The organism is Lysinibacillus alkalisoli (assembly GCF_014643595.1).
GTDB classification, from domain to species: Bacteria; Bacillota; Bacilli; order Bacillales_A; family Planococcaceae; genus Metalysinibacillus; species Metalysinibacillus alkalisoli.
This window is the reverse complement of the sequence record NZ_BMJT01000018.1, coordinates 1-20794: the sequence shown is the minus strand read 5'-3', so window position 1 is coordinate 20794 and position 20794 is coordinate 1. Positions and strand designations below refer to the sequence as shown.

The window sequence follows — 20794 nt, the reverse complement described above, 5'->3', positions numbered from 1 at the left end:
TGTGGAACAAAACACTCACATCGCAGAGCAAGAAAGTGCATCAGATTGGTTACAGTGTATAGAAGACGTATTAATAGATTAATAGGTGTAATGAAGAGCGCGATATAGCGCTCTTTTTTATATAATAATTGAAATAAAAGGATAAGGGGGACATTTTGTCGAATGTAAGTAAAATAAGCGGAATATTCCGTTAATAAAAGGGGTGTATCAGATGTTAGCAAGATTAAAAAAATTACCAACAACCGCAATCTCAGATGCAACAGGGGGACATACAAATGTCGATGCATTAATTAAACCCTTGCATAATCAATGGCATATTGCAGGTAGAGCATTAACGGTTCAGCTACCCGATGCCGAAAATGGCGCTGTTCTTGAGGCGATTAAAGAAGCACGACAAGGCGATATTTTAGTCATTGATGCAAAGGGCAATACCAATCGTGCGGTGGCAGGTGACTTTGTGGCTTCACTTGCTAAAGGTGTAGGTGTGGCTGGCTTTGTGGTGGATGGTGTTATTCGTGATAGTCGTGCCATGATTGAAATGGATTTCCCTGTGTTTGCAAGAGGCACTACTACAGGAGCAGGTTTCAAGCATGGCGGTGGTAAGTTACATGTACCGATTGCGATTGGTGGTGTGAGTGTACAAACAGGCGATTATATCGTAGCAGATGCAGACGGTGTAGTTGTCATTCCACAACAAGATATTGCAGCTATTATTGATAAGGCAGAAGCTAAACTACAATCAGATGAGCAGCGAGAGCAAGAAGCACACGCCAATGGTATTACTTCGATTCGAGCATACTTAAACAAAGTAGTGAAATAATAATAAAGACTGTAGCCCACTTCTTAATGCTTGGCTACAGTCTTTTATAATACAGTTGAATGCCAAAGTATATTTTACTTTTATTTGAATTTTTTATATAGTTAGGTATTAAGGGGTGGATAATAATGCTAGAGATACAAAATTTGTCTAAAAAATTTAAAGACCATAAAGTAATCGATATGCTAAATACTACGTTTTCTGAGATAGGGGTTAGTGTAATCGTAGGTGGAAATGGTAGTGGGAAAACAACATTGCTACATATGATAACTCATCTTTTAAAACCGGATACAGGGCAAATTTTATTAGATGGCTTGCAGCCGAGTAATATTGCTTATAAATCAAAATTCTTTTATTTACCCTCAGATTTTTATTTACCGCATTACATGACAGGAAAAGAATACACCAAGTTTGTTTTAAGTCGGTATGCGGCAAGTAATTATGACCATTTAGTATGGTTATTAGAGCTTTTAGATATGACAACTAGCCAAAATAAAATGTTAGAATCCTATTCTTTTGGTATGAAGAAAAAAATTCAAATTGCGGCAGCAGTGGCTGCTAATACCGATTATATTTTTGCGGATGAAATTTTAGGTGGGTTGGATTTTGATACTGTGCTACTTGTGCAAGCTATTTTTGCTAAAATTAGCCAGCGTAAAAAAATTATCCTTGTTTCACATGATCAAAATACAATTGACTGTTTTCCAGAAGATATACGTGTCATGCGGCAAGGTAAATTAATACCATTTACAGGGTCTCCTTATGAATTAACGACATTTATTAAACAGGATGGTGTTTTACGTGACAAACTCTGTGACGTTGAAAAATATTTTAGTACTTCTTAAGCTATTTTATAATAATACATTTCATGGTGTATTCAATCGTCCCTTTTTTAAACATAAACGAAATAGATATGGCTTTATATTCGTATTAGTCGTTATATACATAGGTTATTTTTATTTGAACATCATTGAAATAGAGCAATTGGGTAGAGGACTCTATATTATGGATGATGCCGAGTACTTGTACTTGAGTAAAATAACAATGAGTAGTTTTTTTAATGTGATACTTATGATTAGTGTAATAATTGCGATTTTCATTCACCGAACAATTTCATTAAATCGAAACGCCTTATTCTTTGCAAAAACACTCCCCTTTGCAGAAAAAGAAGTCATCATGAGTTATATGATATTTAAACTTAGTGTAGCCATAATGTTATTTGAAATCATTATCATCATAATGGTTCCTGCATTAAAACTCATGTCTACTCATTTATTTGTCATGCTGTTTGTGTTTATTACCATGCATGCTTTATTTATTGCTATTTTTTTTATAATGGAAATGATTTATGCTGTTATTTCGAGAACGAAGGGAATTATTTTACGTAATATATTGTCTTTTCTCGTAGATATAACCTTCATTTTTCTTCTGTTTACACATTTTCTCACGATAAGATTTACAATCGATCGTTGGGTAGGTATGCAGGCGATGACTGTTGCCCAAATGGTCAGTATTGTTTTTATGAGTAGTGTAATGATAGGTAGTTTAGCATTACTTTTAAATTATACTTATATTGTGAAAGATGACATGCAACTAAAACCCCAGTATTTTAAAATGGACATACCTTCTTTTCATATCATCTTACCAACAACAATCCCTGCCATCGTACGAAACAAAAATTTCTTTTATTTTATAGGATTATTCCTAGTAGTCAGTCTTAGTGCATTTATTCAAGCTGGGCGACAAGGCATGCTTGAGAGCTTAGTATTTATCATGCCCCTATTTGGCTTTATTGCCATTACGTATGCAGATGCTACAAATCATGTGCGCAAAGTATTTCATCTTTACTGTATTAAGCCCATTATTGAGTTAAGTTCTTTAGTCTTGAGTACACTCGTATTAGTATTACCGACCTTATGGTTAGGCTTTGTGCAAGGTGAAGGTTTTATATTATATGTATATAGTATTAATATTTTTATTGGTGCGGTATTAATCGGTTTTTTATTTCCTAAATCCGAGAGTAATGTTAATGAAACCATAGCGACTTTGTTATTAATGATAGTTGTTATTGTTTTATCACTCCTTGTTAATATGAAAGGAGCATTGTATCCTTGCTTATTTTTATTATTGTTGATGTTGTATGTTGTGATAAAGAAAGAATATGAGGTGGCAAAATGAAACTGACTAAGTCCATTGGTATTGGTACACTGCTGTGGTTACTTATTTTTACTATTGATACGATTTACGAATTATTTCAGATTAACGAAACGAGCGAAGTTATCACACTTACTGGTTTACGTATTACAACCGATATTACACAAGCTGCATTACATACGCAATTTGCGCTTACTTGGCAAACATTAATGATGTATCTTGCTTTTTTATTTATTTTTGTGTTGCTTATGTATGTGATGAATCGAAAAAAAGTAGAAACGAATGACTAAATAAAAAGGATCGCCAAAATTTTGGCGATCCTTTTTATTGAATAACTTTTTGATAATAAAAGAATAAACAGGCTGCACAGAGTGCTGTTACAGCGATGCTAATTAAACAGATTAAAAATCCTAAGCTTGGCAAAGTAAAGCTAGAGAATAATAGGCTGACTAAAGCGACAGCAAACGAGTTAGCTAAGTACATGGCTGTGTTAAAGATTCCTGATGCTACGCCAACAATGTCAATAGGTAAGCCACTTAAAATAATGCTAGTTAAAGGTGTGGTCGCTAAACCTAAGCTTAATCCATAAATAAATAACACTATAATAACCATGCCCTGTTGCAGTGAGAATTCGGCGTATAATAAGCCAGTGAGTATTAATAAACAAATGCACATGATACTAGCGCCATAATATAAAATAGCATTACCTAAGTGTTGAGTTAAACGTGCAGCCAGTATAGATGTGATAAAAAAACCTAGACCAATTGGTAAATAAATCATACTTGTTTCTTTTGCTGTATAATGCAAAAAATTTTGAGCATAGTAGCTTAAGATAAAAAATAAAGCAAACATACTAAGGTAAATGCTAAGTAATGACATAATACCTATACTAAAACGTTTATGATGAAAAATGGTTAAATCTATTAAAGGATAAGGTTGTCTTTTTTCTACTTTAATAAATAACAACACACTTAATAAGGTAGTGATAACAAGAAAACCAACCGACCAAGAAAGACCGCTATTTTGTACAATGGTTAATACAGCAATAGCTAAGAGAATACTAGTAATGAGTAAAGCCATACCTAACCCATCAATTTTACTCTTTTGGTAATCGCGATCTTTAGGAATGATGGGTAGCAACACTAATACGAGAATACTAAAAGGCACATTAAAGAAAAATATGGTGCGCCATGTTAAATGGTACAAGTCCCAGTCAATGAGTAAGCCACCTAAAATTAAGCCAAATGCAAAGGCAATACCAATGACAGCACCATATAAACTAAAAGCAACCTTTTGTTCATGTGGTGGAAAGAGAACTTGAACAATGGCTAAAATTTGTGGTTGGATAATAGCTGCTGCAATACCTTGTGATAAACGCATCGCAAGTAATACAGTAGTAGTGGAAGTTAAGCCCCCAAATAATGAAGCCACAGCAAATAAGGCAATGCCCATCCATAACACTTTTCTTCTGCCATACATATCGCCTAATTTGCCACCTACAATAAGTAGCGCAGCTAAACCTATAGCGTAACAAGAAAATAAAATCTGTGCAGTTGTAAAAGATAGTTGCCATTCTTGTTGGATACTTGGTAAAGCAATTTGTAACATATAATTATTAAGTGATATTAATAAAGTAGGTAATAAAATAATAGCAAGTGCCCACCAACGATATTTATAATAGGATGTTGTTGTTCTTGCTTGCATAGAAAGGACTCCTTTATTTGTCACATGTCATCGAGAAATATGAAATCATCAATTGTTGTGTGACAGGATTTGTTGAGATATGGCAGTCAACACCATACACATCTTTAATTAATTCAGCTGTTAATACATCTTGTGGTGTACCTTTAGCATAGATTTGCCCTGCTTTCATTACATATAAATCATCACAATACATGGCGGCAATCGACAAATCATGTAGCGCAGCTAATGTACCATCAACGTAGTTACATAAAAGCCAATTACCCTAACATTTTTAGGTGTTTTTTAAATTTGCTGCTCTTTTACTTCTTTTACTTCTTTTTCTGTACGACAACCAGATAATAATAAAACTAAAAAACTACTTGTAACAAAAACTTTCTTAAACATAAAAAATCTTCTTTAGACTGACAACCAGTCAAATTATTTCGTGTAGTTTGACTACGTGTAAAGCGAATGTTTAAATGAACTAATGGGGGTGAGACGTTTGGCAAGAGTAACAAAAAGTGCAACACAACGACGTAATGAAATCTTAGATATGGCTGAAAAATTATTTAGTGAAAAAGGATATGATAAAACATCCACCACAGATATCACTAAAGGTTTAGGCATTGCACAAGGAACGCTTTATTATCACTTCGATTCAAAAGAAAATGTGGCTGCAGAAGTGGTAAATCGGCAATTACAAACCTTGCATATGCACTTTAGAGATGTTTTATTACGCACAGATTTAAATGGCTACGAAAAATTAGCATGGATTTTTATTTATGAGTTAGATGACCCATTACATCACATTGAAATCTTTAGTTATTTACGTAATGATCATAATGCTTTATTGAGACAAATGGTTTATGTACAAACAATTTGCCAATTTTCACCTATTGTAATCGATATGATTTTACAAGGTAATCAAGAAAAGATTTTTCATGTAAAAAACCCTACATTAGTTGCAGAATTTTTCTTATCAACCATCCATCATTGGGTAGACTCTTCGTTATTCAATTGGACTAAAGATGAAAAGATAGCAAGGATTGTAGCATTACAATCTACTTTTGAACATCTTTTCGGCTTAAAAGAAGGGCAATTATCGCTATCCGTAATGCGTTCCATTGTTGCTGAAAAAATGTAATCAAGTAAACAGTTTAAATGATATTGGTTATCAATTAAACTGTTTTTTATTATACGTACTGACTGACAACCTGTCAAATTAGAAAAATGTTGAGTGAATCAATAGAAAAAAAATAATAGATAATGATAAGGTGATAAGTAAGAATAGGAGGAGATTAATGATGTATCGTCAAACACAAGATTTTTTAGCCGATTGGAACAATGCAGCTAAAGGGGCAAAAAAATCAATAGAAGCAATTACAGAAGAGAAAAAAACGGTTGCGATTACAGAAGGCCATAACTCGTTAGAATGGTTAGCTTGGCATTTAGTTGAGGTAGGCACAACATTCGGGAAGTGGGCAGGTTTTAACATGCCAACCCCTGATGAAAAGCCCGATACGCTTATAGAGATTGCCAAAGTGTATGAAGATGTAGCTCATGTCTTTGAACAACAAATTACAGACCTACAAGATGCCGATTTAGAAAACATGGTGCCAGCTTTCGGTAGTGCAATGCCACTTGGCAATTTATTGCGCATTTTAATTACACATCAAACACATCATGTAGGGCAAATGACGGTCTTACTGCGTCAAGCTGGCTTAAAAGTACCGCCAGTTATGGGGCCTACTAAAGAGATGATGTAGATTGTAGAAAGTGTTTTTGTTTATGTCGTATATTGAAATCTCTATTTACCTAACCTTGTATAAATAATCAACCTTGGCTAAATTTACGCCAAGGTTTTTCATATGGTTGTGTTTAAATAACAATTGAGATTTTTATTTAAGATAGCCCCGTATAAGTGTTATTGATTAAAAATATAGCTGTATATCAAGAGTTAATGAGTACCATAATAGGTTATAATACTTAATTTTAATTGAAATCGGCATATATAATGGATAAAATTGTTATGATATTGATAGTGTAATTGAAAGATTATAATAAATGGGATAGGAGACTTTAGGAAGAAGTAAGTGCAATTGATGCTAAACTACTCAGTCCAACAAAGTTATCAATTTACCTCATGCTTTTATTTTATAGTGCAGTTGAAACACGCCAAATATATTGCTTAAAGATATTTTATCAAACCATTGATTTAGAACAAGTTATGTCGCAAGTTTCTCACAAAGGCCAGCTCGCAGCAATCTATCACTATTATGTGGCTATACAATATCTATTAGGTGAACTGGTAACCATTTCTGATTTACAATTACAGGATCTACCGGCTTTTGATGCCTTATCTGTTGCACATACAAAGGCATTATTAACACAAGAACCTCAAGCTTGTGCACGATATTCGGAACAGCTAGCCAACGTGAATCAACCATCGTATAGCTTTTTACAGGTTGAAAAGAAATTTTACGAACAGTACTTAAATACATAGAAGCAGCCTTTACAAAAAGGCTTTTTTTGATGTAACAATTTTAAAGTATAGGAGATTTAGGATGTCTGTCTTTCATGATTTTATATTTTTTAATGAAAAAGAAGATAAAGTTGTAGTTAAAATAGGAATCGAAGATGAATTTTTGGATTTTGTTAATTCTGAGATTGAATTTGATCATAATATATATGATTCTATTTCAACAGTTAATCCATGTAAAGTAGAAAAACCGTATGGTGATCTAATACCAAGTGAAAAAGGCTTTTCATATACAGGTATCATGGTTGTTAATCATTACAGCATCAAAGATTTAAAAGCTATGTTTTTACAATGGATGGAGTTACTAGATAAAATAGAGGGTGATAAATATTATTATGATTTAGTGTATTTATCAGATGATGAGTTAAATAATTTATCTCAGGAAGAGATTAAAGGATTAAAAGAGTATTACTTTGAGAAGAAATTATTGTTTGAAAAATTAAGTTGTTGTTTAGATCATGTAGTTTTGCTTGAAGATCCTCATTATATTTTAATTTTAGAAGGTATTTAAATATGTGGTTATTATGTATGGATTCATAGCAGTTGTTTTTAAGGGAGTGACTAAGAAAAGAAGTCTTTTCTTAGTCATTTTTTTTTTGCATATTTTTATAAAGGCATATACTAGAGTATTATTCATTCGTTACGATGATTTATGGTGTAATAGATAGAAGGAGACTGTAATCGCAACATTCTACGCCAGCCTTTCGTTAAGAGTTAACGTACTTACTCAGAGTTTGCAGAGAAGTGTAAATTTATAAATGTATGATAGAAAAATGCGTTATACTAGTAGGTAGTTAAGAGAGAGTGAACCAAGGAGGTTATTATGGAGAACTATTCGTTTTTACCTGTTATTGTAGGAACTAATATTAATGCTTATAATATGGCAATATCATTTTATGATGCCTATCGCATTAAACCAATCATCGTAGGGCGTGCACCACTTGCGTTTACCCAATATAGCAATATCACATCTACGCAAGAATTAAACCCAGCATTGCATACATCAACTGTTTTTGTAGCCTTTTTGCGAGAAATAGCTAAAAAGTATGCAAAGCCTAAACAAAAGCTTATTTTAATTGGCACCGATGATTTATATGTCGAGATGATCATTGCCAATCAAAAAGAGTTAGCTCAAGACTTTGTATTCAACTATATGAGTGAAGCATTAAAAGAGCAGGTGTACATTAAAAAGAATTTTTATGAGTTATGTGAAAAGCATGGCTTAGACACACCAAATACGTATTATTATTCGTGTCAGTCAGACGAACCATTTGATGAAGAAGTTTTATTCCCTGTTATTATTAAACCAAGTGACGGCGTGCAGTATTATCGTAACCCATTTGAAGGTCTACAAAAGATTTATAAAGTAGACTCTTATGAAGAAATTAATCGTATTATTGAAATGGTCAAGTCTGGCGGATATAAAGAGGACCTTATTATTCAAGATTATATCCCTGGCGATGATACGTATATGTGGGATGCGGTGTATTATGGCAATCAACATGGAAAAGGGCAAGTAATTTCATTTGCTCAAGTTGCCTTACAAGAGCATGAGATGACAGCAATTGGCAATTATACCGCATTATTGACGCGCTTTAATGAAGAAATGATGACGAAGCTTGTTGATTTTTGTGAAGCCATTGGTTATAAAGGCTTTGGTAATTTTGATTTAAAATATGATGAACGTGATGGTAAATTTAAAGTGTTTGAGGTAAATATCCGACAAGGACGTTCCAGTTATTATATTGATGCATGCGGTCAAAAGATGGCTACGTTATTTGTGGACGATTTAATTTATCAGAAAGATAAGCCACTGACATACATTGATAAGCCCATGTTATTTACAGTTGTGCCAAAGTATGTGTTAAAACATTTCGTTAAAGACGCAAAGCTTACTGCTGAGATTAAGCAATTGCTTAAGAGTGGGGACTATGTGAATCCATTGTTCTATCGTTATGATAATCATTTTAAACGTAAATTATATTTAGCAGCACGACAATTAAATTATGTAAAAAAATACCGTAACAGTGAATGGCAAGGAGATTGATTGCGGTTTAGCTAAAAGTAGTATACGCTTGGCAAGACAAGCAATAGATGAAAGGATGTTACCATGCCTATTTTAGATAAAAATAACGCACAAGAAGTAGCGCGTTATGAAAAATTTGTTCAAGAAACACCATTCCGTGCATTAACACAAGATTTGGGATGGAAAGATGTAAAAGATGATTGGGGCAATGAGCAAGTATATGTAGAGCGCGATGGAGAAATCATTGCTGCAATGTCATTATTAATCAAAAAAGTACCTGGCGGATATTCTCTATTATACGCACCTAGAGGTCCATTATGTGATTTGGAAGACATTGCATTAGTAAATGAATTAGTGAGTGAAGCCCAACCATTAGCTAAAAAACATAAAGCTTTTGCTTTAAAGATGGACCCCGAGCAACTCTATACAGAAGAGTTAGATGCTAAATATAAAAAAGCGGGTTACCAGGTGCGCAATGAAGGCATGGGCGAGGATGATTTAATTCAACCCCGCTATAATATGATTGTGCGTTTAAAAGATGAAGATGCCGACTCTCTTATGTTAAAGTTCCGCCCACGTGTGCGCAGTAAAATACGTAAGGCAGCACGTGAAGGTGTGGAAATTGACTCAGGCACAACAGATGAATATTTAAAAACATTCTTTGATTTATATGATATTATGGGTGATCGTAATGGCATTACTACACGCGATTATCATTATTTTGAAAAAATCAGAGAAGCTTTCCCTAAGCATTTCGTGGTCTATCGTGCCAAGCATGAAGAGGACTATCTCGCAGCGGCTGTATTATTAAATTACGAAGGTAAACAATATTATTTGTATGCAGGTAGCTCTAACGAAAAACGTAAATTAAACGCGAGCCACTTATTAAACTATCAAATGATGGTAGATGGGATTGAAATGGGCGCTGAACAATATGATTTAGGTGGCGTTTTTGTATTAGATGGCGAGGAAGATGGTTTATTTAATTTCAAAAATGGTTTCTGCCAAACAGATGGTGTGACAACATACATCGGTGAAATTGATAAAGTGTATAAGCCATTACTTTATAAAACATTTGTTACATTAGTACCTAAGCTCCAAGAAGTGAAGAAGAAAATCGCTGAGAAGAAAAATAACTAGTAAAAATGCGGGTAAAATCAATTAATATTGATTTTACCCGCATTTTGCATGTTACATACGAAAAAAGACTTCTTGTATTACATATCTGACCTGTTACTGTCGAATGTAAGAAATGATGAGAATACCAAGTATACTAAAGAAGTGGAGGGAAACACTGATGAAAATTCAATTACAAGTAGATGAAAAGTATCAAGAGTTGGAAGTAGAGATTCGTACCCCACAATATGACCAACACGTTGAACAAATTATGCGTCAACTACAGGCACCTCAAAAAATCGAAGCGTACCGAGACCAAAAGATTCATATGTTACATGTGAACGATATTATTTATATTTATAGTGAGGCGGGTAAAGTATATTTTCAAACAGAAGTAGAGGAGCTACTGACGAAATTGAAATTATATGAGGTTGAAAAAATATTTTCAAACGACTTTGTCCGTATTAATAAATCTATGCTTGTTAACCTAAACCATATTCAACATATGGAATTGAATATTTTAAATGCGACAAGACTTGTATTATCTTGTGATTTTACGGTACCTGTGAGCCGTAATTATTTGAAGTTATTAAAACAACGGTTGGGGATAGGAGGGCAATCATGAAACAAATCTTACGTATTATGTTAATAAGTATAGGGATCAGTTTAAGTACATCCTATATTTTTATGACCTTAAGCATTGGAGATTATGCGATGACACAAGATGATTTAGTAAAGCAAATTTATGTAGCTATAATTTGTGGCGTTATTATTGGCATTGCCACTCTCATTTTTTATTACACAACATGGTCTTTTATTATACAAACAGTCTGTCACTTTAGCATAGTAACAAGCACTGTAATTATAATTGGCTATTATGCACAGTGGTATGAGCCGGTTAGGAGTGAATTTTTACTGGTCCTATTGAATATTGTAGTAGTGTATATTGTCATTTGGTTAATGGTTTATTATTTTTCTAAGGGGGAGGTACAAGAGATTAATGAGGCATTAAAAAAACGTAAGGAGGAGAAAGATACATGATTGAAGTGAAAAACTTAGTGAAACATTATGGCAAAGTGCAAGCCGTTAATGATATTTCATTCCATGTACGAGAAGGTGAGTTATTTGCCTTCTTAGGTACAAATGGGGCAGGTAAGTCAACAACGATTGAAATATTATGCACATTTTTGAAAAAGACAAGTGGTACAGTGAAAATTGCTGGACATACATTAGAGAAGGACAATGCGGCAATTCGTGACAACATAGGCATTGTTTTTCAAAGTAGTTTATTAGACGAACGTTTAACGGTTTATGAAAATATTATAACAAGGGGCAAATTATATACCTTAACAAACCAACAATTAACGGAAAATTATGAATTTGTGAAACGATTTTTATCATTAGCCGAAATTGAAAAGCGTCCTTATAAAAAGTTATCAGGTGGACAAAAACGGAGAGTGGACATTGCGAGGGCTTTGATTCATAAGCCACGTTTATTATTTTTAGATGAGCCAACAACAGGTTTAGACCCACAAACAAGAGCATTTGTCTGGTCGATAGTACGCCGTTTACAAAAAGAAGAAGGGATTACGGTTTTTTTTACAACACATTATATGGAGGAAGCTGCTGTAGCAGACCGCATTGCGATTATGCGTAAAGGGAAAATTGTAGCTGAAGGAACAGTACAAGAACTAAAAGCTCAGTATACGTCAGATTATATGCTGTTATATTTTAAAAATACAACACAAGGTGAACAATGGTTAACAGCGCAAGGGTATGATTTTACACGCCTTGGTGAGACATATCGTTTACCCCTCAATCATACACTAGAAGCAACAGCGATTGCATTAGCAGCAGAAGCATATTTGCATTCCTATGAGGTGATTAAGGGCACAATGGAGGATGTATTTTTACATATTAATGAGGAGGCAATTACATGACATGGTTAGCATTAGTAGAACGCCATAATAAGATTTTTAGACGAGATAAGTTGAGTATGTTTTTTTCCTTATTATCTGTACTTATTATGTTAGCTTTATATGTGTTGTTTTTACAAAAGACGCAGTTAGATAGTTTTGAGCAACAAATGACTATTACGACAGATGTCAGATTATTAGTTAGTGAATGGATGATTGCAGGTCTACTATCCATTTCAGCCATTACAACGACATTAGGTGCATTAGGTATTGCTGTGCGTGATATGGAGTTTAAAGTAAAGGCCGATTTTTTAACAGCACCTATTTCACGTACCGTATTGCAATTAAGCTATGTTATTAATGCTAGCATTGTAGGTGTATTTATGTCGTTAATTATACTTATTATTGCTGAAATCTATCTTTATATACAAGGTGGATTGTTGTTGCCCTTTGTAGTTAACCTTCAGTTGATTGGGTTAATCATTTTATCTGTTTTTGTGGCAAGTGCATTTAACGTCATGTTTGTGGCATTTATTGATAGTTTAAATGCTTTTTCCGCTTTAAGTACAGTGCTAGGCACAGTGATTGGTTTTATTTGTGGCATTTATATTCCGATTGGCGTTTTGCCAGAAGCGGTTCAAAAAGTGATTATTCTTTTTCCTTTAAGTCATAGTACGGTACTATTTCGTGATGTATTAATGTCACAAACCATTGATAAAGTTTTTCATGGGTTACCAAAAGAAGTACAGACAAATTATGAGTCGATGTTTGGTATGGTTTATCAATTAGGCGAATACTCTTTCACACCACTTGTGAGTATAGTTATTTTAGTGCTATGTGGCATTGTTTTTACGAGTATTGCTATTGTGATTATGCGTATGAAAAATCGTTAAGGAGCTCGACAAAGGCTTGAACACTTCTCTTTTGTGCAATGTGTGACTCATACACATAAGAGAAAGACCGTATGAGCGGTTTATGGTGCCAAGGGATTTCTATGAGCAAACCAGCTTCTATTTCTCTTTTGACAACCGTTTTTGAGAGGATGGAAACGCCTAAACCAGCCATTACACTCTCTTTAATTCCTTGATTACTTCCAACTGTAATGAAACTCATTGGGGTGATGTCGTTTTCATATAACGCTTGCTTGACAAATTCATGTGTCCCTGAGCCTTCTTCTCGAATTAACCAGTGGGCGTCATAGAGAGACGATACAGTAAGGCTTGGACTCGCTACAACGAGTAACTCGTCTTGCATAAATGGTATTGTTGTTAAATTAGTTTGTGCTGTCTCGCCTTCAATTACACCGATTTCGGCTGTGAAATGTGTGATGTCATGAATTACATCAGCTGTATTAGCAATTTTCACATGAATTTGCAGTTGAGGGTATTGTTGTTTTAGTTGGGTAATCACTTGTGGAATAATTTGTTCGCCAATGGTAAAGCTTGCTGCAATCCATAATGTCCCTTTTACAATATGATGATGGTCTGAAATGTCAGCATGTGCTTGTTCATATAAGGCTAAGATTTGTTTTGCCTTACGATATAACATCTCACCTGTTGGTGTAATACGCACCTCTTGGGGTGAGCGAATCAATAAAGTGGTCGCAAATTCTTTTTCTAAATTTTTGATGAGCAATGACACACTGGGTTGCGAAATAAATAAGTGCTCGGCTGCCCGTGTAAAGTTTTTTTCTTCAACAACCGTTACAAAGGTACGTAAAGCATCGTAGTGCATAGTTTAACCCCCATGATTAAGAATAATAATGATGACTATCAAAAAAACGTATTTCTCTTATCATACCTGTTTCTGTAAAGTAAAAACTAGCAGGAGGTGTATGATATGAAAAAGAATTTTTTACTAGGTGTTTGCATTACCTTAATCATTGCTTTAGTAGCTAAGGGACTAGCAGTGCTCCCTTTTTTATCAATAATTGGGCAACTCGTCATTGCTATTATAATAGGTATGTTGTGGCGCGCATGGTTAGGTGTGCCAGAGAAATTTGAAGCAGGTATTACATTTTCAAGTAAAAAATTATTACGTGTAGGTATTATTTTACTAGGGATGCGTCTTAATTTAATAGATATTTATGAGGCAGGTTGGTCAATGTTTGCCATAGCCGTAGTCAATTTATTGTTTGCTTTGTTACTCGTATATTGTGTGGCGAGATGGTTGGGAGTCTCTCATAAATTAGCTATGTTAACAGCGAGTGGTACAGCCATTTGTGGTGCAGCAGCTATTGTGGCGATTAGCCCACAAGTAAAGGCAGATGAGGAAGAGACAGCTGTGAGTGTAGGCATTATTGCTATTGTAGGTACTATTTTTACATTAGGTTATACCTTGATCTATCAATGGCTCCCCTTAACAGCTATGCAATACGGGGTATTTTCAGGAAGTACGTTACATGAGATTGCGCATGTTATTGCTGCAGCAAGTACTGGAGGAGAAGCCGCAGTAGATACAGCTATTGTTGTAAAACTTACAAGGGTGGCTTTACTTGTGCCCGTTGCACTTATGATTGGCTATGTATTCCAGCGAAAGCAGTCAACAAAACAAGCGGTGGGGGGCACAATCATTCCTTGGTTTATTTTCGGATTTTTAGCAGTAGGTGCTGTGCATACTTGGTTAGCATTGCCAGAATGGTTTGTGACATTATGTGTAGATGTTGCTTATTTACTCTTAGCAATGGCTATGGCAGGTTTAGGTTTAAATGTGTCAATACACTCCTTCAAAAAAATGGGAGTAAAGGCATTTGTCACTTGTATAATAGGCTCTATTGCGCTAGCGGTTTTGGGTTATGTTTTAACATCTATCTTAATTTAGCAACTTTATTACACAATTATCGTTCCTTTAATAGTACAATTACTGTTATACTTCTAAAAGTAGAACGAACTAGGAGATGTATAAATTGGGGTAGTAAAAACAATAATAGATTTCATCTTAAAATTGACTCAAAAGCTCGATAAATATCTTGTGATAAATATTATTTTATTAGGGATTGTTAGTAGTTTATTCATTCACTCTACAGTTAATAACTTTCCACCACCTGGCACATCGCCCACTCATGGTATAAAGCAAGTAATATTTTATATTGTAGGCTTTGTTGTCCTAATCGTTATGACTAACATTGATTTGAATATATGGATTAAAACAAGATGGTTCTTATATGGGATTTTACTCTTATCGCTAATTGTACTTTGGGCTGCACCAGCCTCGATGACAGAGAATCCATCTTCGCTTATTCCTGAAATCAATGGTGCTGTATCTTGGTATCAATTACCGATGTTTTCATTCCAACCATCAGAAACGATAAAGTTTGCGCTGTTACTTATTTTTGCGGTTGAGATTGATCGTCATAATCGCAAACATACCATACGTACCTTAAAGACAGATGTTTGGATGTTAACAAAGCTCATGATTATTTTAGCACCAGTAGCCTTCTTCGTGTATAAACAACCTGATACTGGTATGGTCGTGTTGTATTTGGCAATGTTGGCACCAATGATTTATTTATCAGGGATCCAACGTAAGATTTTACTTGTTTTTGCGGCTATTCCAACAGCCATTATTGGCTTTATTGTAGGCGCGTACTTTTTCTTCCAAGATTTTTATCAAGAGAAGTTGCTAGGGGCATTATCGCCTCACCAAATCTCACGCATTAATGGTTGGTTACATCCGTTTGAGTTTTTAGATTCATCTTACCAAACAAGATTAGGTTTAACAGCGATAGGTTCAGCACAATTTGAAGGAAAAGGCTATATGGGTAACAATGTCTATGTTCCTGAAAAACATACAGACTTTATTTTTGCTTCTATTGCGGAGGAAGTTGGCTTCATTGGTGGCGCATTAGTGATTGTGCTGTTGTTCTCGCTAATCTATCGCATTATTTTAATTACTATGCAGTCTGAAACCCGTTTCGGTGCGATGATTGGTGCAGGTATAGCAGGTGTATTATCTGTACAAATATTCCAAAATATCGGTATGACAATGGGGTTATTACCAGTAACAGGGTTGACACTACCATTCTTAAGTTATGGTGGTAGTTCCCTTATTTCTAATATTATGCTTATTGCTCTGGTCTGTCTTATTAAACAATCCTATGATGGCTACTTCTTTAAGAGTGATAAAAAAGATTAAAATACGAGGATTAAAAAAAGTGGTAAGGGAGAATTATTTTCTCCTTTACCACTTTTTATTTATTTGTAATGAAGGAGAAGTAATATTTCATAACCCTTTATTTTTGTTACTATAGAATCATTTTATAAGTTATTTTATTAGGATAATAGAAATTGTTCAACTAGGTTTTTTTAACTCTTTGTTGTAAAATAGATATTATGGACTATAAAGTGGGATCGCACTTGTCGATAATAACAAAAAGGAGGGGGCAGTATGAGAGTTACAAGAACAACAGAAAGGAACCAGTATGGCAAATCGCGTATGATTCAGGCGGGGAGTCAATTTATTTATCGTGATTTATTACAACAGCAACATGAACAATCATCAAGAAATAAAAAAAATAAACAACAATCAGCACAGCAACAACAAAATACCAATTCTGTACATTTAGGTATTAAACGTTTACAGGGGGAAGTGAGACATAATATTGTTATTAAGCCAAATCGTAAAGCGAGCATTGCTACTTATCGCAACAGTATATAAATAAAAGGATTTGTCAGCTCTTATTAGTGTGACAAATCCTTTTATTTATATAAAAAAAGCTACTCATGATTGAGTAGCATTATAGACAGTATGGAGGAGGTAGAGGGATTCGAACCCCCGCGCGGTCTTACCCGCCTGTCGGTTTTCAAGACCGATCCCTTCAGCCAAACTTGGGTATACCTCCGTGTTGGACAAGAAATAATATAGCATGTAAAAAAAAATAAGTCAATAAAAAATCAAATTAATTTTAAAGTGGTTAGGAATTTTATTAAGAAAGTACGTATTATTAAGTAACTTCCTTTAGTTTAACAGTTTATCGTTGCTTTTTACGTTAAATGTGATTATACTTATAAATGCCGTGCTAGATGGGGAGGTAGCGGTGCCCTATAACTTGCAACCCGCTCTAGCAAGATTGAATTCCTCTACTGAGGCTGTATGTATTGTTTGGTCTGCCTTTTGCACGTAGTGTTGAAGGTTGGGTCCTGCGCAATGAATACCCATGAACCATGTCAGGTCCGGAAGGAAGCAGCATTAAGTGGTCTCATTCATGTGCCGTGGGATAGCCTGACCCGAGCTAACGACAAGAGTAACGCTTATGTGCGTCAGTCGAAGAGAGGTGCACGGCATAAATATGCCAATACTAAGCATTTGTCACACAAGATGACAGGTGCTTTTTTTTATGAAATCTTCTATACTATTAAATAAAGAGAATCGAGTGAGCTACTCGATTTTTTTACGTAATAAATCAAAAGAGGAGAGGTTAAAATGGTTTATCAAGCTTTTTATCGTGTATATCGACCGCAAACATTTTCAGATATGTCTGGTCAAACACACGTTAAACAAACATTACAAAATGCCCTCCTTGCCAATCAAACGACACATGCATATTTGTTTTCAGGCCCTCGTGGAACAGGGAAAACAAGCACAGCTAAAATTTTTGCTAAAGCTTTAAATTGTGAACATGCGCCTGCAGAGGAACCTTGTAATGCATGTGCAACATGTCTAAGTATTACTGAAGGTACATTTAATGATGTTATTGAATTTGATGCTGCTTCTAATTCAAGAGTAGAAGAAATTAGAGAGGTTATTGAAAATGTAAGATTTGCGCCTGCTGAAGGCAAGTTCAAAGTATATATTATTGATGAGGTTCATATGTTATCTACAAGTGCATTTAACGCTTTATTAAAGACATTAGAAGAACCTCCATCACATGCTGTATTTATTTTAGCTACTACAGAGCCCCATAAGTTACCAGCAACTATCATTTCACGTTGTCAGCGTTTTGATTTTAAGCGCTTATCATCGCAAGATATGGTAGAACGTATGAGTATGATTTTGCATGATATTCAACTAGATTATGACGAACAAGCATTAAAAATTATTGCTCAGTCAGCGGCTGGTGGTATGCGTGATGCATTGAGTTTACTCGATCAAGCTGTCTCATTCAGTCAACAAAAATTAGAAGTGGAGAACACACTTTTAGTGACAGGTGCTGTCAGCCAAGATGTTTTCACGGAGTTGGTGACCTATATTGCAGCGCGTGATGTCGCTGCTTTATTAACTTTAGTTGAACAGCTTGTTAGTGATGGCAAGGACCCACTTCGTCTAACAGAAGATCTCATCACATTCTTTAGAGACTTATTATTGATACAAACAGGTGTGGTTTCAGAAGATTTATTAGAGATGGTTACATTAACAGAAGAAGTTCAAGTGTTAGCTAAGCAGTTTGAAACAGGGACATTTTATCAATTTGTAGATGTTTTAGCTAAGACACAGCAGGAGATGCGATTTTCACATCACACTAAAATATATTTAGAGACTGCTTTATTACAAATGGTGCAACCACCACAAAATAGTAACGTTACAGTAGATCCTAATATGTCTGCTAAAGTAGTCGCTCTAGAACAGATGGTACAACAATTAACTCAACAACTTTCAACACCACAAACGCAATCTACAGTGTCACAACCTAAAGCGCAAAAGCAACATAATGACGATTATAAAGCGCCAATCGGTCGGATTAAACAGGTGATGCAGAGCGCTTCGCGGCCTGCTTTAAATCGTATTTTAGAGCTATGGCCACAAATTATGTCGCAACTGCAACGTTCAGAGGCAGCAAGATTTGAAGATACAGAGGTGGTGGCGGCATCAGAGCGTGCATTTGTGTTAAAATGCAAGTATCCTGTACACTGTAAATTAATTGCGAATGAGACAATACTTTGTCAAAATGTAGGGCGTTTATTAGCTGTGGAGAACGAACCTTATGAAATTTTATGTATTCATGAAGCAGAGTGGTTAACTTTGCGTGATGCATTTGTTAAGGAGTTTCGTGCTAAAAAAGGTACAACTGAGGAACCAACTACTGACGATGTAATTGAAACACCCGCACAAGATCAATTAGTTGCAGAAGCAGAAAAATTATTTGGTAATGATTTTATCGAAGTATTTGACGATTAAAGGAGGAATTTATTATGCGTGGCATGGGAAATATGCAAGGTATGATGAAGAAAATGCAGAAAATGCAAAAAGAAATGATGGAAGCGCAAGAAAATCTTAACGAACAACAATTTGAAGGTGTTGCAGGTGGTGGCATGGTTAAAGTGACTGTTACAGGCGAACGTCAAATTGTTGATGTTGCATTAGATGCATCAGTAGTAGACCCTGAAGATGTAGAGATGCTACAAGACTTAATCATCATTGCAACAAACGATGCATTGAAAAAAGTAGAAGAAACAACAGCATCAACTATGGGTAAATTTACACAAGGTATGAATCTTCCATTCTAGGAGGTAGTATATGCATTACCCTGAACCAATTTCAAAACTGATTGATAGTTTTATGAAACTGCCAGGCATCGGGCCAAAGACAGCGGCTCGACTGGCGTTTTTTGTGCTTACGATGAAAGAAGATGATGTGTTAACATTTGCTAAGTCATTAGTAGATGCCAAGCGTAACTTAAGTTATTGTTCAGTATGTGGGCATATTACAGACGTAGATCCTTGTCACATTTGTGCAGACAAACAAAGAGATATCTCAACAATTTGTGTTGTGCAGGATGCCAAAGATGTAATTGCAATGGAAAAAATGAAGGATTATCATGGGCTATACCATGTATTACATGGCGCCATTTCTCCGATGGATGGTGTAGGTCCAGAAGATATTAATATTTCTTCATTATTGACGAGACTACATGATGAACGTGTAGAGGAATTAATATTAGCAACTAACCCTACTATAGAAGGTGAAGCAACAGCGATGTATATTTCACGACTTGTTAAGCCATCTGGTATACGTACAACGCGCATAGCTCATGGTTTGCCAGTAGGTGGCGATCTAGAATATGCAGATGAGGTAACACTTTCTAAAGCATTAGAGGGTCGACGTGAATTGTAAAGTGAGTGAAAACGATGTTGTTTCGTAAACCAAAGTTAAAACAAATTTACGATGAAAAACTAATTGAGTTAATACAACGTGCTCAAGAGGAGTTACAACAAGCAAAGACGATGGAAGAGTTATCTGATGACTATGATTTATCAGTTACAGCACGACGTCAAATTGCAGAGAGTACGTATTTTTATTTGTTTAAAGAAGCAAGAATACGAAAGATTTTAATCCGTCCATAATATTTTAAAAGAGGGCTATCTATAGAAGGAATTCAAAAACCTTCTATAGATTTTTTATTTAATATTATTTATTTTACAGAAAAGTATTGTCTTTATTAAATTAACATGGTATATTATTTGAGGTCGCAAGAGAGCGACTGATAAAAAAGATTTTAAAATAAGTTGTTGACAACAAAAACATAACCATGTTATGATATGAAAGTTGTCGCAAGCAACACCATGACCTTTGAAAACTGAACAAGCAAAACGTTAATCAATAAAACG

General features: G+C 34.9%; 24 protein-coding genes, 1 tRNA gene and 1 other RNA gene. 22 read left to right on the top strand and 4 right to left on the bottom strand.

The window, feature by feature from the left end; translation table 11 throughout:
* Window positions 1-211: 211 nt before the first annotated feature.
* The 4 genes from IEW44_RS15565 to IEW44_RS15550 all read left to right on the top strand — a co-directional run bounded on the left by IEW44_RS15565 (window position 212) and on the right by IEW44_RS15550 (window position 3261).
* Window positions 212-820: an RraA family protein gene (locus IEW44_RS15565; RefSeq protein WP_188615985.1), complete on the top strand. Its 609-nt coding sequence runs from the start codon at window positions 212-214 to the stop codon at window positions 818-820.
* 125 nt (window positions 821-945) lie between these two features.
* Complete coding sequence (locus IEW44_RS15560) at window positions 946-1662, top strand: ATP-binding cassette domain-containing protein (protein WP_188615984.1); 717 nt, start codon at window positions 946-948, stop codon at window positions 1660-1662.
* Between the two features lie 226 nt (window positions 1663-1888).
* On the top strand, window positions 1889-2995 hold the full coding sequence (locus tag IEW44_RS15555) for a hypothetical protein (protein ID WP_188615983.1): 1107 nt from the start codon (window positions 1889-1891) through the stop codon (window positions 2993-2995).
* Entirely contained in the window at window positions 2992-3261 is a 270-nt protein-coding gene (locus IEW44_RS15550) for a hypothetical protein (RefSeq protein WP_188615982.1), read from the top strand. Before IEW44_RS15555 ends, IEW44_RS15550 begins: the two co-directional genes overlap by 4 nt.
* A 34-nt stretch (window positions 3262-3295) precedes the next feature.
* Here the strand turns inward: IEW44_RS15550 and IEW44_RS15545 are convergent, their stop codons facing one another.
* On the bottom strand, window positions 3296-4675 hold the full coding sequence (locus IEW44_RS15545; RefSeq protein WP_188615981.1) for an MFS transporter: 1380 nt from the start codon (window positions 4673-4675) through the stop codon (window positions 3296-3298).
* Window positions 4676-4688: 13 nt separating this feature from the next.
* Complete coding sequence (locus tag IEW44_RS15540) at window positions 4689-4844, bottom strand: hypothetical protein (protein WP_188615980.1); 156 nt, start codon at window positions 4842-4844, stop codon at window positions 4689-4691.
* A gap of 312 nt (window positions 4845-5156) precedes the next feature.
* Between IEW44_RS15540 and IEW44_RS15535 the strand changes: the two genes are divergently transcribed.
* From IEW44_RS15535 to IEW44_RS15490, 10 genes are all read left to right on the top strand, one after another.
* The gene (locus tag IEW44_RS15535) at window positions 5157-5798 is read left to right on the top strand and encodes a TetR/AcrR family transcriptional regulator (protein ID WP_188615979.1); all 642 of its coding nucleotides are present in this window, start codon (window positions 5157-5159) and stop codon (window positions 5796-5798) included.
* Between the two features lie 157 nt (window positions 5799-5955).
* Window positions 5956-6420 (top strand): DinB family protein, encoded by a 465-nt coding sequence (locus IEW44_RS15530; protein WP_229704274.1) that lies wholly within the window; start codon window positions 5956-5958, stop codon window positions 6418-6420.
* Between the two features lie 377 nt (window positions 6421-6797).
* Window positions 6798-7157 carry a hypothetical protein gene (locus IEW44_RS15525; RefSeq protein ID WP_188615978.1) on the top strand — a complete coding sequence of 120 codons (360 nt, stop codon included), beginning with the start codon at window positions 6798-6800 and terminating at the stop codon, window positions 7155-7157.
* A 61-nt stretch (window positions 7158-7218) separates the two neighbouring features.
* A complete protein-coding gene (locus tag IEW44_RS15520) occupies window positions 7219-7704 on the top strand; it encodes a hypothetical protein (protein ID WP_188615977.1) in 486 nt (161 codons plus the stop codon).
* Window positions 7705-8016: 312 nt separating this feature from the next.
* Window positions 8017-9240: a carboxylate--amine ligase gene (locus IEW44_RS15515; protein ID WP_188615976.1), complete on the top strand. Its 1224-nt coding sequence runs from the start codon at window positions 8017-8019 to the stop codon at window positions 9238-9240.
* Between the two features lie 63 nt (window positions 9241-9303).
* Complete coding sequence (locus IEW44_RS15510; protein WP_188615975.1) at window positions 9304-10359, top strand: lipid II:glycine glycyltransferase FemX; 1056 nt, start codon at window positions 9304-9306, stop codon at window positions 10357-10359.
* Window positions 10360-10516: 157 nt separating this feature from the next.
* Window positions 10517-10960, top strand: a complete 444-nt coding sequence (locus IEW44_RS15505; RefSeq protein ID WP_188615974.1) for a LytTR family DNA-binding domain-containing protein — start codon at window positions 10517-10519, stop codon at window positions 10958-10960.
* Entirely contained in the window at window positions 10957-11376 is a 420-nt protein-coding gene (locus IEW44_RS15500) for a DUF3021 domain-containing protein (RefSeq protein ID WP_188615973.1), read from the top strand. Before IEW44_RS15505 ends, IEW44_RS15500 begins: the two co-directional genes overlap by 4 nt.
* Entirely contained in the window at window positions 11373-12275 is a 903-nt protein-coding gene (locus tag IEW44_RS15495) for an ABC transporter ATP-binding protein (protein ID WP_188615972.1), read from the top strand. The genes IEW44_RS15500 and IEW44_RS15495 overlap by 4 nt, the downstream gene beginning before the upstream one ends.
* Window positions 12272-13144 (top strand): ABC transporter permease, encoded by an 873-nt coding sequence (locus tag IEW44_RS15490; protein ID WP_188615971.1) that lies wholly within the window; start codon window positions 12272-12274, stop codon window positions 13142-13144. Before IEW44_RS15495 ends, IEW44_RS15490 begins: the two co-directional genes overlap by 4 nt.
* On the opposite strand, the gene IEW44_RS15485 is transcribed toward IEW44_RS15490, so the two are convergent.
* Entirely contained in the window at window positions 13122-13985 is an 864-nt protein-coding gene (locus IEW44_RS15485) for a LysR substrate-binding domain-containing protein (protein ID WP_188615970.1), read from the bottom strand. The genes IEW44_RS15490 and IEW44_RS15485 overlap by 23 nt on opposite strands.
* A 105-nt stretch (window positions 13986-14090) precedes the next feature.
* Here IEW44_RS15485 and IEW44_RS15480 point away from each other — a divergent pair, with 105 nt between their 5' ends.
* From IEW44_RS15480 to IEW44_RS15470, 3 genes are all read left to right on the top strand, one after another.
* The gene (locus tag IEW44_RS15480) at window positions 14091-15071 is read left to right on the top strand and encodes a YeiH family protein (protein WP_188615969.1); all 981 of its coding nucleotides are present in this window, start codon (window positions 14091-14093) and stop codon (window positions 15069-15071) included.
* Between the two features lie 150 nt (window positions 15072-15221).
* A complete protein-coding gene (locus IEW44_RS15475; protein WP_229704273.1) occupies window positions 15222-16385 on the top strand; it encodes an FtsW/RodA/SpoVE family cell cycle protein in 1164 nt (387 codons plus the stop codon).
* A 252-nt stretch (window positions 16386-16637) separates the two neighbouring features.
* The gene (locus IEW44_RS15470; protein ID WP_188615967.1) at window positions 16638-16907 is read left to right on the top strand and encodes a hypothetical protein; all 270 of its coding nucleotides are present in this window, start codon (window positions 16638-16640) and stop codon (window positions 16905-16907) included.
* A 91-nt stretch (window positions 16908-16998) separates the two neighbouring features.
* On the opposite strand, the gene IEW44_RS15465 is transcribed toward IEW44_RS15470, so the two are convergent.
* Window positions 16999-17091 (bottom strand) — tRNA-Ser (locus IEW44_RS15465).
* A gap of 172 nt (window positions 17092-17263) precedes the next feature.
* On the opposite strand from IEW44_RS15465, the gene ffs reads away from it, so the two are divergent.
* From ffs to IEW44_RS15440, 5 genes are all read left to right on the top strand, one after another.
* Window positions 17264-17531: signal recognition particle sRNA large type (gene ffs, locus IEW44_RS15460), an RNA gene on the top strand.
* A 141-nt stretch (window positions 17532-17672) separates the two neighbouring features.
* On the top strand, window positions 17673-19364 hold the full coding sequence (gene dnaX, locus IEW44_RS15455; RefSeq protein ID WP_188615966.1) for a DNA polymerase III subunit gamma/tau: 1692 nt from the start codon (window positions 17673-17675) through the stop codon (window positions 19362-19364).
* Between the two features lie 14 nt (window positions 19365-19378).
* Window positions 19379-19693, top strand: a complete 315-nt coding sequence (locus tag IEW44_RS15450; RefSeq protein ID WP_188615965.1) for a YbaB/EbfC family nucleoid-associated protein — start codon at window positions 19379-19381, stop codon at window positions 19691-19693.
* Between the two features lie 10 nt (window positions 19694-19703).
* Window positions 19704-20300, top strand: coding sequence for a recombination mediator RecR (recR, locus tag IEW44_RS15445; protein ID WP_188615964.1), 597 nt, complete (start codon window positions 19704-19706; stop codon window positions 20298-20300).
* Window positions 20301-20314: 14 nt separating this feature from the next.
* Window positions 20315-20530 (top strand): YaaL family protein, encoded by a 216-nt coding sequence (locus tag IEW44_RS15440; RefSeq protein ID WP_188615963.1) that lies wholly within the window; start codon window positions 20315-20317, stop codon window positions 20528-20530.
* Window positions 20531-20794: the final 264 nt, after the last annotated feature.

Coding starts and splice junctions, on each gene's coding strand:
- IEW44_RS15555 (WP_188615983.1), top strand. CDS start 1,889: ATGATTAGTGTAATAATTGCGATTTTCATTCACCGAACAATTTCATTA.
- IEW44_RS15565 (WP_188615985.1), top strand. CDS start 212: ATGTTAGCAAGATTAAAAAAATTACCAACAACCGCAATCTCAGATGCA.
- IEW44_RS15525 (WP_188615978.1), top strand. CDS start 6,798: ATGCTTTTATTTTATAGTGCAGTTGAAACACGCCAAATATATTGCTTA.
- IEW44_RS15485 (WP_188615970.1), bottom strand. CDS start 13,985: ATGCACTACGATGCTTTACGTACCTTTGTAACGGTTGTTGAAGAAAAA.
- IEW44_RS15490 (WP_188615971.1), top strand. CDS start 12,272: ATGACATGGTTAGCATTAGTAGAACGCCATAATAAGATTTTTAGACGA.
- recR (WP_188615964.1), top strand. CDS start 19,704: ATGCATTACCCTGAACCAATTTCAAAACTGATTGATAGTTTTATGAAA.
- IEW44_RS15505 (WP_188615974.1), top strand. CDS start 10,517: ATGAAAATTCAATTACAAGTAGATGAAAAGTATCAAGAGTTGGAAGTA.
- IEW44_RS15470 (WP_188615967.1), top strand. CDS start 16,638: ATGAGAGTTACAAGAACAACAGAAAGGAACCAGTATGGCAAATCGCGT.
- IEW44_RS15450 (WP_188615965.1), top strand. CDS start 19,379: ATGCGTGGCATGGGAAATATGCAAGGTATGATGAAGAAAATGCAGAAA.
- IEW44_RS15500 (WP_188615973.1), top strand. CDS start 10,957: ATGAAACAAATCTTACGTATTATGTTAATAAGTATAGGGATCAGTTTA.
- IEW44_RS15530 (WP_229704274.1), top strand. CDS start 5,956: ATGATGTATCGTCAAACACAAGATTTTTTAGCCGATTGGAACAATGCA.
- dnaX (WP_188615966.1), top strand. CDS start 17,673: ATGGTTTATCAAGCTTTTTATCGTGTATATCGACCGCAAACATTTTCA.
- IEW44_RS15480 (WP_188615969.1), top strand. CDS start 14,091: ATGAAAAAGAATTTTTTACTAGGTGTTTGCATTACCTTAATCATTGCT.
- IEW44_RS15550 (WP_188615982.1), top strand. CDS start 2,992: ATGAAACTGACTAAGTCCATTGGTATTGGTACACTGCTGTGGTTACTT.
- IEW44_RS15560 (WP_188615984.1), top strand. CDS start 946: ATGCTAGAGATACAAAATTTGTCTAAAAAATTTAAAGACCATAAAGTA.
- IEW44_RS15510 (WP_188615975.1), top strand. CDS start 9,304: ATGCCTATTTTAGATAAAAATAACGCACAAGAAGTAGCGCGTTATGAA.
- IEW44_RS15520 (WP_188615977.1), top strand. CDS start 7,219: ATGTCTGTCTTTCATGATTTTATATTTTTTAATGAAAAAGAAGATAAA.
- IEW44_RS15540 (WP_188615980.1), bottom strand. CDS start 4,844: ATGAAAGCAGGGCAAATCTATGCTAAAGGTACACCACAAGATGTATTA.
- IEW44_RS15495 (WP_188615972.1), top strand. CDS start 11,373: ATGATTGAAGTGAAAAACTTAGTGAAACATTATGGCAAAGTGCAAGCC.
- IEW44_RS15440 (WP_188615963.1), top strand. CDS start 20,315: ATGTTGTTTCGTAAACCAAAGTTAAAACAAATTTACGATGAAAAACTA.
- IEW44_RS15515 (WP_188615976.1), top strand. CDS start 8,017: ATGGAGAACTATTCGTTTTTACCTGTTATTGTAGGAACTAATATTAAT.
- IEW44_RS15545 (WP_188615981.1), bottom strand. CDS start 4,675: ATGCAAGCAAGAACAACAACATCCTATTATAAATATCGTTGGTGGGCA.